The organism is Chroococcidiopsis sp. [FACHB-1243] (genome assembly GCF_014696895.1).
Taxonomy (GTDB): domain Bacteria; phylum Cyanobacteriota; class Cyanobacteriia; order Cyanobacteriales; family Chroococcidiopsidaceae; genus Chroococcidiopsis.
The window spans coordinates 1-13,882 of sequence record NZ_JACJQX010000077.1; the positions used below are offsets into that span (position 1 = coordinate 1).

12 protein-coding genes and 3 pseudogenes are annotated in these 13,882 nt (G+C 44.6%); 4 read left to right on the forward strand and 11 right to left on the reverse strand.

Features of this window, described 5'->3' with window-relative positions; all coding sequences use genetic code 11:
* The 9 genes and pseudogenes from H6G17_RS30295 to H6G17_RS34390 form a co-directional block, all read right to left on the reverse strand.
* A pseudogene (locus H6G17_RS30295) lies at window positions 1-302 on the reverse strand (thioredoxin domain-containing protein); the annotation flags it as partial.
* 223 nt (window positions 303-525) lie between these two features.
* Window positions 526-1,158: a response regulator transcription factor gene (locus tag H6G17_RS30300; protein ID WP_192162226.1), complete on the reverse strand. Its 633-nt coding sequence runs from the start codon at window positions 1,156-1,158 to the stop codon at window positions 526-528.
* A gap of 9 nt (window positions 1,159-1,167) precedes the next feature.
* Window positions 1,168-1,374 (reverse strand): hypothetical protein, encoded by a 207-nt coding sequence (locus tag H6G17_RS32985; RefSeq protein WP_347276490.1) that lies wholly within the window; start codon window positions 1,372-1,374, stop codon window positions 1,168-1,170.
* 9 nt (window positions 1,375-1,383) lie between these two features.
* The gene (locus H6G17_RS34995; protein ID WP_347276491.1) at window positions 1,384-1,752 is read right to left on the reverse strand and encodes a histidine kinase; all 369 of its coding nucleotides are present in this window, start codon (window positions 1,750-1,752) and stop codon (window positions 1,384-1,386) included.
* A 36-nt stretch (window positions 1,753-1,788) separates the two neighbouring features.
* Window positions 1,789-2,382, reverse strand: a pseudogene (locus H6G17_RS35000) (PAS domain-containing protein); the annotation flags it as partial.
* A 176-nt stretch (window positions 2,383-2,558) separates the two neighbouring features.
* A pseudogene (locus H6G17_RS35005) lies at window positions 2,559-6,632 on the reverse strand (PAS domain S-box protein); the annotation flags it as partial.
* Between the two features lie 222 nt (window positions 6,633-6,854).
* Window positions 6,855-7,109, reverse strand: a complete 255-nt coding sequence (locus H6G17_RS30320; RefSeq protein WP_192162227.1) for a beta/gamma crystallin-related protein — start codon at window positions 7,107-7,109, stop codon at window positions 6,855-6,857.
* A 148-nt stretch (window positions 7,110-7,257) separates the two neighbouring features.
* Complete coding sequence (locus tag H6G17_RS30325) at window positions 7,258-7,407, reverse strand: helix-turn-helix domain-containing protein (RefSeq protein WP_199317135.1); 150 nt, start codon at window positions 7,405-7,407, stop codon at window positions 7,258-7,260.
* Entirely contained in the window at window positions 7,373-7,501 is a 129-nt protein-coding gene (locus H6G17_RS34390) for a hypothetical protein (RefSeq protein ID WP_277876129.1), read from the reverse strand. The genes H6G17_RS30325 and H6G17_RS34390 overlap by 35 nt, the downstream gene beginning before the upstream one ends.
* Before the next feature lie 142 nt (window positions 7,502-7,643).
* On the opposite strand from H6G17_RS34390, the gene H6G17_RS30330 reads away from it, so the two are divergent.
* The 3 genes from H6G17_RS30330 (at window position 7,644) to H6G17_RS30335 (ending at window position 9,013) form a co-directional block, all read left to right on the forward strand.
* The gene (locus H6G17_RS30330) at window positions 7,644-8,060 is read left to right on the forward strand and encodes a pentapeptide repeat-containing protein (RefSeq protein ID WP_192162228.1); all 417 of its coding nucleotides are present in this window, start codon (window positions 7,644-7,646) and stop codon (window positions 8,058-8,060) included.
* Between the two features lie 332 nt (window positions 8,061-8,392).
* Window positions 8,393-8,521: a hypothetical protein gene (locus H6G17_RS34395; protein WP_015155664.1), complete on the forward strand. Its 129-nt coding sequence runs from the start codon at window positions 8,393-8,395 to the stop codon at window positions 8,519-8,521.
* A 243-nt stretch (window positions 8,522-8,764) separates the two neighbouring features.
* The gene (locus H6G17_RS30335) at window positions 8,765-9,013 is read left to right on the forward strand and encodes a hypothetical protein (protein ID WP_192162229.1); all 249 of its coding nucleotides are present in this window, start codon (window positions 8,765-8,767) and stop codon (window positions 9,011-9,013) included.
* Between the two features lie 90 nt (window positions 9,014-9,103).
* Here the strand turns inward: H6G17_RS30335 and H6G17_RS30340 are convergent, their stop codons facing one another.
* Window positions 9,104-10,396 carry an SUMF1/EgtB/PvdO family nonheme iron enzyme gene (locus H6G17_RS30340; protein WP_192162230.1) on the reverse strand — a complete coding sequence of 431 codons (1,293 nt, stop codon included), beginning with the start codon at window positions 10,394-10,396 and terminating at the stop codon, window positions 9,104-9,106.
* A gap of 156 nt (window positions 10,397-10,552) precedes the next feature.
* The gene (locus H6G17_RS30345) at window positions 10,553-12,808 is read right to left on the reverse strand and encodes a heavy metal translocating P-type ATPase (protein WP_192162231.1); all 2,256 of its coding nucleotides are present in this window, start codon (window positions 12,806-12,808) and stop codon (window positions 10,553-10,555) included.
* Window positions 12,809-13,327: 519 nt separating this feature from the next.
* Between H6G17_RS30345 and H6G17_RS30350 the strand changes: the two genes are divergently transcribed.
* Window positions 13,328-13,510, forward strand: coding sequence for a DUF454 family protein (locus H6G17_RS30350; protein ID WP_051033355.1), 183 nt, complete (start codon window positions 13,328-13,330; stop codon window positions 13,508-13,510).
* Window positions 13,511-13,882 lie beyond the last annotated feature (372 nt).

Sequence of the window (13,882 nt, forward strand, 5' to 3'; positions counted from 1 at the left end):
ATCTCATGCATCTGCCAAAACTGACCTTGGGCAGCTGCCGCTTCCACCGCTTCCGCCGCGTGTTGAGCGTGAGGATGAATTTGTACCTGGGGAAAATGACGAAAGACAAAGCACAAATTATGCTCATGAGAACTATTTAGCTCTCGCCCAATTGCTTTAATCAGTCGATAAACGTTTGCACTTTCAGAACATTGGTAGTCTCCATACATCACTAGCATCACAGCAGCACTCAACACACCTTGTATGCGATCTTGGGTTGAAGGAGGGACGAATAAGGAACTGTAGTTATGGTCGTAGCTCATCTTTGGTGCGATCTGTATCAAGCAAACTCAAATCCTGCAACCTTATTGCTATTAGGTTTGCCTCAATGCCTAAATTAAATATATGCAATTGCCTCTAGCTTGTCGTCCATATCGAGTTGACACTTTTGCACGATAAAGCGATCGGTGCAGCAGTCGATCTCCAAATGGGAGAATCGCTCCAACTAAAGTTGGAATTTGGAGTTCAACTACAGGACAAGGCAGCTTACAAACTGACAATCCCGCGTTTAACGGCAATAATTACGGCAGAGGTGCGATCGCTCACCCCCAACTTACTTAAAATTCGATTCACGTGGGATTTGACCGTACTTTCACCAATAATTAAGGCATTAGCAATGTCTAAATTGCTCGTCCCTTGCGCCATCAAACCAAGTACCTCTAGCTCGCGATCGCTCAGTTCTGGATTGCTCAAACGCTGCACCAGTTTTGCCCCCACTTCTGGCGGAATATACTGCTGACCGCGAGCCACTGTGCGAATTGCCTGAAGCAGCTCGTTGGGTTTAGCATCCTTCAGCAAATAGCCTTGAGCGCCTGAGTGCAAGCCACGATAGATGTCTTCATCACCATCGTAGGTTGTGAGTACGATAATCCGAGCCGATTTCAATTGGGCACAAATAGCACTAATGGCTTCTACCCCTCTCATTTGCGACATTCGCAAATCCATCAGCGTGACATCTGGTTGGTGTTGGCGAAACAGCGCGATCGCCTGCTGTCCATCTTCTGCTTGGGCAATTACCGTCATTTCTGGATCGCGGTTAATAATGGTTGCCAATCCTTGTCTGACAATGGAGTGATCGTCAACGATGAGAACCCGAATTGTAGTGGATTGGTCGCTCATGATTCTCACTCAAGGGTTGACTATGACAAGAATTTCTGTTCCCTGCCCAGGTTGACTTTTAATTAACAATTGCGCTCCGATGCGCTCTGCCCGTTCGCTCATGCCCAACAAGCCAAATCCGCCCATATGTGGAACGCCACCAACTCCAAAACCCCGTCCATCGTCTTTGACTCGCAAGCAGCACTGTGCATCCTCATAGACCAATTCAATTCTGATTTCACTGGCTTACTCATATCTAATTGCATTTGTCAAGGCTTCTTGTCCAATCCGCAGTAAGTTATTTTCTACCTCAGCGGGTAATCTATAGGCTGTACCCTGAATTTGGTAAATTAGCGCAGTATCGGTAGTCGCTTTCATCAGGGTTACTAGGCGATCGAGGGCAGTGGACAAATCGCCTGACTCTAGCAACTGGGGACGAAGTGCTGTCACCGATCGCCGCGCCTCAGTCAGTCCGGTGCGTGCTAATTCCTCGATCGTGTCTAAATGCGTTTGGGTTGCTTCTGGATCGTCTGTTAACACTTGAGTTGCCGCACCGACTTGGATCGAAATGCCTGTAAACGCTTGGGCGAGTGTATCGTGAATTTCGCGTGCCATGCGGTTGCGTTCTTCTAGAATCGAAGCTTCTTCGACACGTTTGCGATCGCTAATGTCTGTGACTAGAACATAATACCCTTTCACTTGAGCATTGGGACCGGCATCAGGGATGTAGGTAACACTGACATACTTCTTGCCCACCGGATAGAGAATTTCTGCCTCATAGGTTGCGTTTTGCTCTGTTTGCACCCGATCGATATACGGTTTAGCAATGTGATAAGCTGTCTCGCCTAGGAGTTCGCGAACGGACTTACCCAGAATTTCATCTCGACTACAACGAAACCAGTCCTCATAAGTCCGGTTCACAAACTGATAGTGCCCATTTGCATTCACATAGCCAACCAGGGCAGGTAGAGCATTAGCGATCAGTCGCAACTCTTGTTCTCGCTCGCGCAGTGCGGCTTCTGCCCGTTTACGATCGCTGATGTCCCGTTGTACTCCAAAGTGTCCTATGATTCTACCCTGACAGTCATAAAGGCAGATATAATTTCCCTCAATCCAGATTGCAGTTCCATCCAATCTGCGTTCATCTGTTTCGATATGTAACTTCCCAGCATCAAAAAAACGTTGCCACACATCTTTGCCATAGGCTAGATCGTGGGCATACAGGTCGTTTGGGGTGATACCGATAAATTGCTCTCGACTAGCCCATACTGAACCAGCATGGCATCGTTGATTTTCGTAATCCGTTGGTGTTCAAAGACGTAATCTAAGACCCGAACCTTGTCAACGCTGCTATCCCACTGCACGGGTTCGTCGAGCATCATGATGAAAAAGCCGTCAAGGGATTGTGAGAAAGACGCATCCAAAAGTTGCTCGCTTTCACGCAGTGCGGCTTCTGCTGATACGCGATCGCTAATATCTGCTATCACACCTTCCATGCATCGATCGGCAACATTCGGACGAGCAGAGTAAAGTGCCCAAAACAATGTTCCATCTCGTCTTCGCAACTGCACTTCAAAGTTTTGCAGTTTACCATCGCGGTTAAGTAATTCGATCGCTGAGGAGCGATCGCTGGGATTTACATAACAGTCTGCACCATGTAGAAGCCCAATCACCTCTTTCGGTGAATCGAAGCCAAACAGATTCGCAAAGCGTTGATTAGCATCGAGAATTAATCCATCCGAGAGGCGGGCGCGGAAGATACCTACCTGTGAGTTTTCAAAAATGTTGCGAAACTTAGTTTCACTGCGCTGTAAGGCTGACTCAACTTGTTTGCGCTGGGTGATGTCATTGCCAACTGATAAAATTTCAACTAGATGTCCATGCTCATTCAAAATTGCTTGATTTGACCAGGCAACCCAAACCCGTCTGCCGTCTCGACACAGGTTTTCACCCTCAGTTTGCAAGTAAGATTTAGGATTTTGAAACAGGTCGTGAACGAATTGTTTGCGATCGCCTCCACAACTGTCGGTTTCTGGAACGAGCGTTTCGAGTAAGGTACGCCCCAAAATCTCATGTTCCTCATAGCCAAAAAATCTTAGTCCATAATCGTTCAGATATTGAATTCGTCCTTGCGGATCGTAGCGAATGATGATCGAATTTGCGGTTTGTACTAGGTTGCGATAATTTGCTTCACTTTGTCGTAATGCATCTTCTGCACGTTTGCGATCGCTAATGTCTGTAATCAGACCATACTTTCCTTTGACTTGACCATCGGAGCCAAAATCAGGTATGAAGGTAGCACTGATATATTTTTTGCCAAATGAGTAGGGGATTTCTGCCTCATAGGTTGTAGTTTGCTCTGCTAACGCTTGATTAATATGCGGCTGGGCAATCTGATAAGCTGCCTCACCTATAAGTTCACGGACGGACTTGCCCAGAATCTTATCTCGACTACAGTTAAACCAAACTTCATAGCCTCGGTTAACAAATTGATAACGCTGATTTATATCGATGTAGCTAATCAGGGCAGGTAGAGTGTCGGTAATCAGCCGCAATTCCTGTTCTCGTTCGCGCAGTGCGGCTTCGCTTGCCTGTAAAGCTGCCGTTCGTTGGGCGACCTGTTGCTCTAAAGTGCGATTGTAATCGGCTAGCAGTTTCTCGGCTTGTTTTCGCTGGGTAATGTCTTGAAAGGCAACGATCGCATAAACGATATTACCCTGCTCGTCATAAACTGGCGTTCCCCAAGTCTCGACTGGAATTGTGGTATTGTTTTGGCGAATTTCTATATCTTCATTCCAGGTGCGTTCGCCCCTAAATGCCCGAACCGTTGGCAGTCTCTCTGTCGGATAGAGTTGTTCCGTTCCTGCTACATAAAATTGATAAGCTTCTGCAATTTGCTCTGGCGCTACGGAGGGATCGGATGATATTTATGTAGATAATTCATTGGGGCGTGTTTTGCCCATTTTTGCATCTTTTCCTGGTTGTTACTAACACAACTTAGCCAAGCTGATTTTTCAGAGCTTGAAGCCTCAACCCATAGGCTCAAAAGCACCAGAGAATCGTAGAAACAGAGTAAAGTTACAGCCGTTATTGCTTTTACTTCTTCTACATACTGCTTTGCTAAAACAGCAGTTTGTGCAGCTTGATGATACTTTCCAAATAGATAACACAGTATAACTTTGTTTAAATAGAAGTAGCGAATTTCATTTCCGTCTTTCACTGCAATAGCGTGCGGTAGCGCCTGCTCTTCATCATATACGCTACCAATTAAACGGCTGGGATTCTCAGACCTATCTAATAGATTAAGGATTGTCTGCCACAACACTGCAATCCAATTAGAGGGGTTTTCCCGCCTGATTTGTCTGACTGCTTTGCTATATGTTGCCGTTTTTTGTTCCAGTTGTGTGAGTGACTCACCGACTAAAAACGAGAAATAACACGCACTATATGCAGCATAGCCAGCGAATTCAAAGTCTCCGGTTTCCACTCCGTTTTGATAAGCATCAACCAGCATTGGTATTGCTTTCCTAAAATGTACCTTCCAGTGCATGACGAAGGCACTTATTATCATTAATGCTTTAGCATTACCTTTTTTAGTATTCAATCTTTCTGCCAAGCCCAGAGCCAATTCGCCAAATTTATAACCGAGTTCAATGTCTTGAACAACTCCACATAGAACCAGTCCGTAGTTGGCATAACTTAGTAATGACCAGGTAGCATTGCCGTAATTTATTGACAAATTTACCATTTTGCACGCAATCAATATCATCAAGGCTGGCGACACAAAAAATGCAGCAGCCACAATATTGGCTAGGATATAAATTGCTGCTAGCGGCTCTGGTGCGGTCATCTTTGGTAGATTGATTAAATCTTCGATTTCTCGTCCAGCGAGTATTGTAGCCGTTTTCTCCAATTCTCTCTCAATATCTAACTGACTTGGAGTTTCTATTAAAATTACTCCTAGAAGCCTCAACACTTCTAGTCCAATTTTAAGTGCTGATTTCAGATTGCCCTGTGACAAATATCTTTGAATTCTACTATCGTAAACCTGTACTTTGTCGATCGCTGTCTTAGCGCGATCGAGTACCATTTCTACGAATTGTTCCATCTCATCAAAGCAACCATGAAGATACGCCGCTTCTGCTGCTTGGGAGTACAGCGCCAAGGTGAGGTCATATTCACTCTGCCAACTCTCTGTATTGAGAAATTTAAGCCCTGTATTGAAATACTTAAGAGCTGCTTCATAAGCTGTGGCTGCCTTTGCTTTCTGACCTGCCGTTAAATTCAATTTGGCAATTTCATTTCGTTCTGTTTGCTCGGCAACCAACTCAATCCCATAGTTGAGATGATCGACAATTTCAAATAGCCTGTTTGATAGTTGATCTGGCAAACTTTTGTTGAAGAGATTGCGACCGATTTGGATATGAACGACTTGTTTTTGTGACTCATCAATTAAGGTATAAGCAGCTTGCTGTACGCGATCGTGCGAAAAATTATACTCTTGAACTAATAAGTTTTCGTCCAATTCAGATATGGGTTGAATTAATCCAGTTTGTATTGCTGTTAATAAATCCTGGAAAATTGCTCTAGGCGATCGCTCACAAACGATCGCTAAAGTTTCTAGATTAAACTCAGTTCCAATACAAGCGGCTAAGCGAAGAATTTGTCGTGTTTCTTCCGGCAATTTCTTTAACTGGAGTAACAGCAGTTCCACCACATTATCGGTAATACTTTGGGCTTGAATTTGAGCAATATCCTACTGCCAGCTTAACTGTTTCGCATCAAAGGTTAACAGATTTTCGCTATGGTGATTTGGCAATATGGCAATGGACTAGCTCCAAGATGTCTGTTGTCGGGAAAGGTAGCTGTCCGGTAAGCAGTTCGTAGAATGTTACACCAAGCGAGTAGAAATCGGTGCGATAATCGAGCCAACGATTCATCCGCCCCGTTTGCTCAGGAGAAATGTAGGCAAGTGTACCTTCTAATACATGAGGACTTTTGAAGCTGGGATTTGTGCGATTAAATTGGGTGGCAATACCAAAATCAATGATTTTCACCACGCCCGTATCTGGATTGAAAACGATATTGCCAGGATTGATATCTTTGTGAATAATATTAGCGTGATGAATTCTGCCCAGAATCTCTGTAATGTCAATAGCTAATTGGAAGAATTTGGATAAGGGCATGGAGCAGAATACCTCTGGACGCTGCCGCATCCATCTTTCGATAGATTCTCCCCCAAAATCTTCTAAGAGAATAGCAAGCGTGCGTTGATAATCTTGCTGGCTGTATGCTTTGACAACTCCAGAGAGATTCAGGGAGCGGGTAATTTCATACTCTTGTCTGTAGCGGGTTAATTCTTGAGGAGAAGGGTAATCTTGCTTCAGCAGTTTGACGACGATCGCCTGCCCGTCTTGCTCTCTGATGCCGCGATACACAACAGATGCCGCACTCTCATAGATTTTGCTGTGGATGGCAACTCCAGGTAGGGCGATCGTACAATTCTCTCCCGATGAGTGTCATCTGCTATATCACAAAGTATATCGTTATTAGTAAAGTTTATAGTAAAGTTTTTCCGCAGCGATTGGAGTGCATTATCAGAAAATTACGATAACCTCTGGCTAGAAGCAGATTGTCGGCAATAGATTGTTTCTGGCATTTTCTACTCCTACAAATAGGTAAAGAAATAGGGTGGATTATCTACCCTATTTCTTCACCTACCCAATCCTACGGAAGGATGCGATTGAGTCATTAGGAATAGTTCCAAGACCTATATTAGGGTAACGTCCTGGTCCCAAATCGGCAGAGACACCCCGATATTGGGAATCTGTAAAAAATCGCCAATTTCCCTGATTGATGACAATTGAAGTAACGCGATCGTTAACATCATTGCCTACATTTGGAGTGTCACTATTTGTTTCCACTAACTTTCCTCTGAAATTGCTGTCGTTATAGAGTTCTACAGCAGCCATTGTTTTTCTCCTTTGTGTATTTGGTAGATTTAAACAGAAGATGAAGATGTGTTTGTATTTCTTCTATCTCCTTGTTTTATCTATCCCAAGCGTAAAGAGTTCCAATGCTCAACTTCTTTGGTGATTCTTACCACGATTTATCAAATTCTTATGATGAAGGGCGCACCTGTTTTGGTGTCATTCCCGTGAATCGCTTAAACTGTTGATTCAAATGACTTTGACTGGAGAAACCCACTTGTAAGGCAATGTTGGCGATCGCTAAGTCAGTAGTCGTCAGCAGTAGCTTCGCTAGCTCCATCCGCTGTTGAATGAGCGGCGAAATGCACTTTAGAAATCCCCAGAAAATCAAGTACGATCGCGTCCGCCGCCATCTGTTGAAGGACTTGCGGCATAATGACTAAATCGAGCAGCTAGTATGCTTCACGCTGCTTTTCACTTGAGTTATAACTTAGACGTTGTATCTTAGACGTTGTAACTTAGACGTTGTAACTTAGACTTAAAGAGCGTAAGACTCCCTCAGGTTAAGGCAATAAAATGGCAGATCCGGTGCAACTTGCTCTACTAACTCAAGGAATAGCAGTTTGGAATGATTGGCGCAAAAAGAATGAGGGAGTTATGCCAAACCTGAGTCGAGCTACGTTAATCCGAGCTTATCTGTGCGCCGTCAATTTAAGTAAAGCTAATCTCTGTGCTACAAACTTGACTGGGGCTAACCTCAATATTGCCGATTTAACCGATGCCGATCTCAGTGGTGCTAATCTCAACAATGCATATCTTATTGGCGCAAACTTGACGGGAGCTAGTTTGAGTGGAGCCGATCTAACTGGAGCCGATCTGAGCGAAGCCGATTTAAGCGGTGCTAATCTTCACGCCGCGATCGCGAATCGTACTAACTTTTCCCAAGCTAAGTTTTTTAAAACAACTATGCCTGATGGCTCGATCCGTGGATAGATTTTACTACCACAGTCTTTGGCTTACCTCATTAGATAGAAAACAGCTTTTGATATTAAATGCTAAGTATATAAGTATATTCAATTCCTTTAATAAGCATCGCTCGCACTTGGGTAAATCTGTATTATTTCTAAAGATTTACTGTCAAAAATTAAGCGTTCGAGCGGTTGAAAAAGATCGAAAATCAAAGCTGCTATGGCTTTGCATCTGTGAAAAAATAGCTAAAGCTAGTACTTAAGTATTCATTTTTGCAGAAATATTAACTTATGTATATAATCAAAATCTATTTACGCGATTAACAAACAAAATTTGAAGCAGAGGAAGTGTGAGATATGGAAACTCTAGCTATTTGTATCGGCTTGGGGATTATGGCGATCGCGATTACCGTAGCTGTGTTGTGGACAGTTGAGAAGCGATCTGCATTGAACAAACTCAAACTCAGGCAGCCCAAACATTGCTAACATAATAGGCTGACCTCTTTTAAATAGAACTCGCGATCGGCAAAAGTTTGCGATCGAAACTGCGCGATTCTCTACGAGAATGGTGTAGTATTAAATATGCGATCTAAAGCCTATTTTGGTTGTTAAATAGCTGGCTGGAAAAAGCCGTCGTGTATTTTTAATATCGAAATATACTGACAAAAGCACCGATCGCCTTTAAATACAGATAAAACAGAATTAAAATCTAGTTTGAGACTAACCGATATGAGTTCTGACGACCTCAATAAATCTCTTGCAGAATCAACTAGAGCATTGGCAAAAGCTTTTATCGTTTGGGGTTTAGAAAGCATGGATCGAGTGCAGGAGTTTAGCCACCAAGCCCAGGAATACATGCAAGAGTTGGTGACTGAAGCCAAAAAAGAGCAGACTACTGGCAAGACTAACAAAAGTAGCGACGAGGAGCCTCATTACAAACAGGCAGAAGCACCGGATACAGTGACCAATGACCAGTGACCTGTTACCAGTTAATTCTAACTCCCACGCCAAACGACTTCCGCGCCAGCGTGATTTCTCCTTGCTCCCTCTGCTTTCTTCTCCTTACCCTTAAAAAAAGGAACAGGCGATGCGGAAACCGATACCGCTACCACAATTATCTGCTCGATCCCAGTGGCGCTGTGCGGCACGACAGAGCTTTGGAATACAGTACCAAGCACCGCCTCGTAGTAGTCTCTGGCTGTTGTCTCCCCCAAAATCCCAAACGCTACCATCGGTAGGAGCGCCTTTGTAGTTGGAGTACCAAGGATCGGCGCACCATTCCCAGACGTTACCGTGCAAATCGTATAATCCAAAGGCATTCGCTATCCCAAAGCTACCTACAGGAGTTGTCTGCTGTCGATAAGTTCCTCGGATTCCAGAGCGGTAAGTATAGTTGCCGTCGTAGTTAGCAACATCAGAAACGATCGTATCGCCAAAGTGAAATGGCTTTGTTGCCTGTGCTTTAAAGATTTCTCGATCTTCAATGTATTTAAACGCTGCCTGACTCAGATCGAATTTAGTCGAGGCGATCGCCCGACAAGCATACTCCCACTCGGCTTCGCTGGGTAAGCGATACTCGCGCCCAGTTTTGCGGCTGAGTCTGGCACAAAATTCAACTGCCTCGTACCAAGTGACTTGTTCTACGGGTAAATCTTCGCCTTTAAAATGAGCAGGATCGGGATTGAGCGATCGCTCGATTTTAGGTAAAGCCGCGACTGCTTGCCACTGAGCTTGAGTGACTGGATATTTTCCCAGCCAAAAAGATTTGACCGTAACTTGGTGCTGCGGTCCTTCGTTGGCTTCCCGTCCCTCTTCATTCGGAGGCGAACCCATCCAAAACGTACCAGATGCGATTGAAACAATTTCTAATTCGATTCCATCTCCCAGTTGCTCGCTCCAAGATTGGGCAAAGCTGGTATGACGGTCGATTTGTTTGCCGCGATCGTCTAAGGTTAGGACAGAGAAAGAAAATTCCGATCTGCTAGTAGGTATGCTCTCCAGCAGTAATGATGGTACGCGCTCTAACTCTACTTGTAGTTGCGATCGCTCTCGATCGACTTGAGACAATTTGCTTTGCAAGCGCGATCGCTCTTGAAGCGATTGTTCTAGCTGAAACTGAAGATGAGATTCTTTTTGTCTAGCTTGTTTGATTTGCAGTTGCAACTGATGCATTTGTTCTTTTTGCAACTTAGTTGCCATCCACTGTTTCCGCGCCCACTCTAGTTTGACTTTCTCTTGCTCGATCCAATCTGGCAGTAAGCTAACAAAAAATGGGTAAGGCTGGAGTTGCCAATGGCAGACAGGGCAAGTTTCAATCTTGCCTTCCATGTATTCCGTCTGGCAAACAGGACATTTAGCCATAGGAGGGGCTAGGGGCTAGGGGCTAGAATTTTTATGAGACAAGGGAGACAAGGAAGCAGGGGGAGCAACCACCAACCACCAACTATCAACTACCCATTACCACTGATAACTGGTTACTGATAACTAGTCACTGGTCACTGATAACCGATCGCTGATTCAGACAGTTGCCATCAGAGGTGAGAAATCTGGAATGTCATTGCTCGTGTTGGAGTTAGAAAACTTAGCGGTGGAGATTTTGGCGATCGGATCGTCTTCCGCATCGAACAGCGGGCGCAAAGCATTCAACTCGGCAAGGAGGGCAGAACCGTTGCTGATAATGACTGAGAGAACTGGGTTTAAGGCGAAGAAAATACCTGCAAATACAACTCCAATGTTGGGAATGGCAACTAAAGCTGTATTTTGGTAAACGATATCCATTGACCTTTTGGCAATTTCAATCGCTTTTGTCAGTCCTCGCAAGTCGTCGTCTAGCAGCAACACATCGGCTGTTTCCCGTGCAATGTCACTTCCAGAGGCAATCGAAATCGAAACATCGGCATAGGCAAGCGCCGCAGCATCGTTAATGCCCTCGCCGACAAATGCTACCGTGCATCCATTATCGCGCAGTTGGCGAACGATCTCAACTTTTTGGAGGGGCGAACAGGAACTATAGGTATTGTCAGGCTCTATGCCTAATTTTTCGGCGACTTCATTCGCAACGCGCTGCCGATCGCCGCTGAGTGTATAAATATCTAAACGTTGAGCTTTGAGAGCGGCAACGGCGCTATGGCTTTCTGGACGCACGGGATCGGTATATAAAATTGCCCCCAGCAGTTCGCTATCTTGCGCCACGTAGACGAGGGAGTGGTTGCCGGACGTGATGTCAGGATATCGAGCGTGAAATGCATTCAACTCAATGCCCTCTTGTCGCATTAGGCGATCGCTACCGACTAGTACTCTTTGTCCGGCAATTTGGGCAACAATACCTAAGCCAATTTGATAATCCCAAACTTCGCACTTTTGCCGTTCGATGCCGTTAGCTTCGGCGTAGCGGACGATCGCGTCGGCAACGGGATGGGTATTGGTTTGCTCGGCGGAGGCGGCGACTGTCAGGACTCGATCTGCGTCAATGCGATCGCTAGCGGTACGAATTGCCACGACAGCCGGATTGCCTTGCGTCAGCGTTCCCGTTTTATCAAATACGATGGTATCGATCCGCGCTAGCATTTCCAATGCCCTGCCGCTACGAATGTATACGCCATTGCGTGCTGCATAGGAGAGTGCAGAAATCACTGTGGTGGGAACCGAAAGCCGAATGCCTTGGCTGAAATCGAGGTGTAGGGGAGCGACTGCCCTAGAGAAGTCTCGCGTTACGGCAAAAATCAAGGCACTCAAGCCCAAGGTAGGTAATACGGCAGCATTGGCGAGTTTTGAGGCGTAATCTTCTACGCGAGTATCGTGAACGGGAGCGGCTTGCATTAACTGGAATGCAACACCAATGCGAGTACTATCAGCAACCCGTTTGACCAGAACGCAAAGCTTTCCTTCTACTAATAAAGTAGAGGCGTGTACCACCTGCCCTTCACAGCGGGAAACAAGGGTAGATTCTCCAGTAAGTTTATGTTCGTCGATTAAAGCTTTACCCCGCAGGATGCGACCGCTGACAGGAATTATGCTACCTGGGTAGACAACAACGCGATCGCCTATTTGTACTTCTTTGAGCGGAACTCGCCATTCTTCTCCGTCCTGTTCTACCAAGGCATATTCACCCAAGCTATTCACCAAATCTAATGCTTGCCGATCTGAGGCGCTGGCGGTGACATCACGTAATAACTCGCCAGATTCAATCATGCTGACCATCAAAGCCGGAGCAACAAAATCGCCTTTGGCAGTATAAAGACTAATCCATAGCGCATCGAGCAGGTCGGCATCTAAGCGCTTTTCTTTTACCGTTGTCTCGAACACTCGCGTCAAAAACGGTAAAGCTGCAGCAACCACTGCTCCGCCTACAAAGATTGCCGGAATTGGCATTGCTAGTTGATTGGCAAGCAAAGATAGAGACAACCCTAACATCGGCAAACCCAGGCGTTCTACCCAATCGATTTCGGGTCTTTGGTCGAGTTGTTCGGGTGCTGTCGCTACAGGTAATTCGATAACGTAAGCCTGTTGAATAGCAGTGCCAATTTTCTCTTTTAATTGTGTGGGAGCAATGGCACAAACATCATATTCCAGCACGAGCGAACCAACAAGACAGTTAATTCGGACGTAAATTGCAAACTCGAAAGTATCAAATAACCATTTCAGTTTACTAGCATACTCTGAGTCATTGATTAACCGAGGAACGCGGATGCGCCAGCGACCCTCAATTGTGTGGATGACTTCATATTCTAGCGATCGCTCTTCTATGGATTCAGGCTGGATTGCTTGCAGCATATTATTTTCGCCTTATTAAACATCCACAACTTTTTTATTTGATTATTAAGGGGATTTTTACAAAAATGCAGGAATTAAGCAAGAACCGCAAGAAGGATAAACTCTTCTTGACAGTTACGATTGATTCCTGCATAAACTCAAAGTTCATTGGACGGGCTATGTGCCGTTTTTCAGCTTTTGAGCTGAGATGAACTATCCATGTGCTTTCTACTATTAGCACAAGTTCAGGTCACAAAGTGTTCGTATATTCATAACTCTATGATTAGGAAACCGGATAATCAGTTATCAGTTGCCAGCAATCGCCACAGTCAGAAAATCAAAACTATAAGCAATCATGACTTTAATAGCTGACTATTTAAAAGTAAGGTAAATCGTCTCAATTTCCACCTAATGTTACATTCCTCTTGGTAGATGTTCGCTTCAATTCATTCAATTTATACTGAAAACTGTTCTGCAATTCAATACTTTGAGAAAGTTGAAATTGTTGAAAAGTTGAAACCAAGAGCAGGAGGGAAAAATATGCTAAGAACACTTAAGAACGTTGCTTTATTAGTTGCAGGAACGATTAGCTTGGTGGTCGGGATTGTAGGAGTTATTCTTCCTATATTACCAGGAACTCCTTTTTTAATTTTAGCTTTTTTCTGCTTCGCGACTCTGCTTGAGTCAATTCTTGAGTCAATGTTTATTGCAGCTTGGTTTTAAAAGTTGCAATTAAGCCTGATAACAATATTGAAAAGTTGCTAAATCGCTATTTTTAGCAGCTCAGGCAACCGAACTCTCAACTCGATCGTCGCACCATGCAGAAAGAAAAAGTTCTTCCATCTAGGCGCGTGTCGATACTTGGGGCGGGTGGGTGAAGCAACCAGAATCTTTAAATCCTGTCCGCCATACTTTTTTGTAATTTTAGGAGATTTTATAGCTTCAAAATCTCCTGAGAATCTTTACCCTATTCAAAATACAACCTAATTTAATTGGCTCTTGCGTTCCCACTATGCTAGAGCATCATCAAGATACCAGCAAATGAAACAGCGTAGTTGAAAATTATCGAAGTTTCTGAAACCGTAGCCTGAGCGT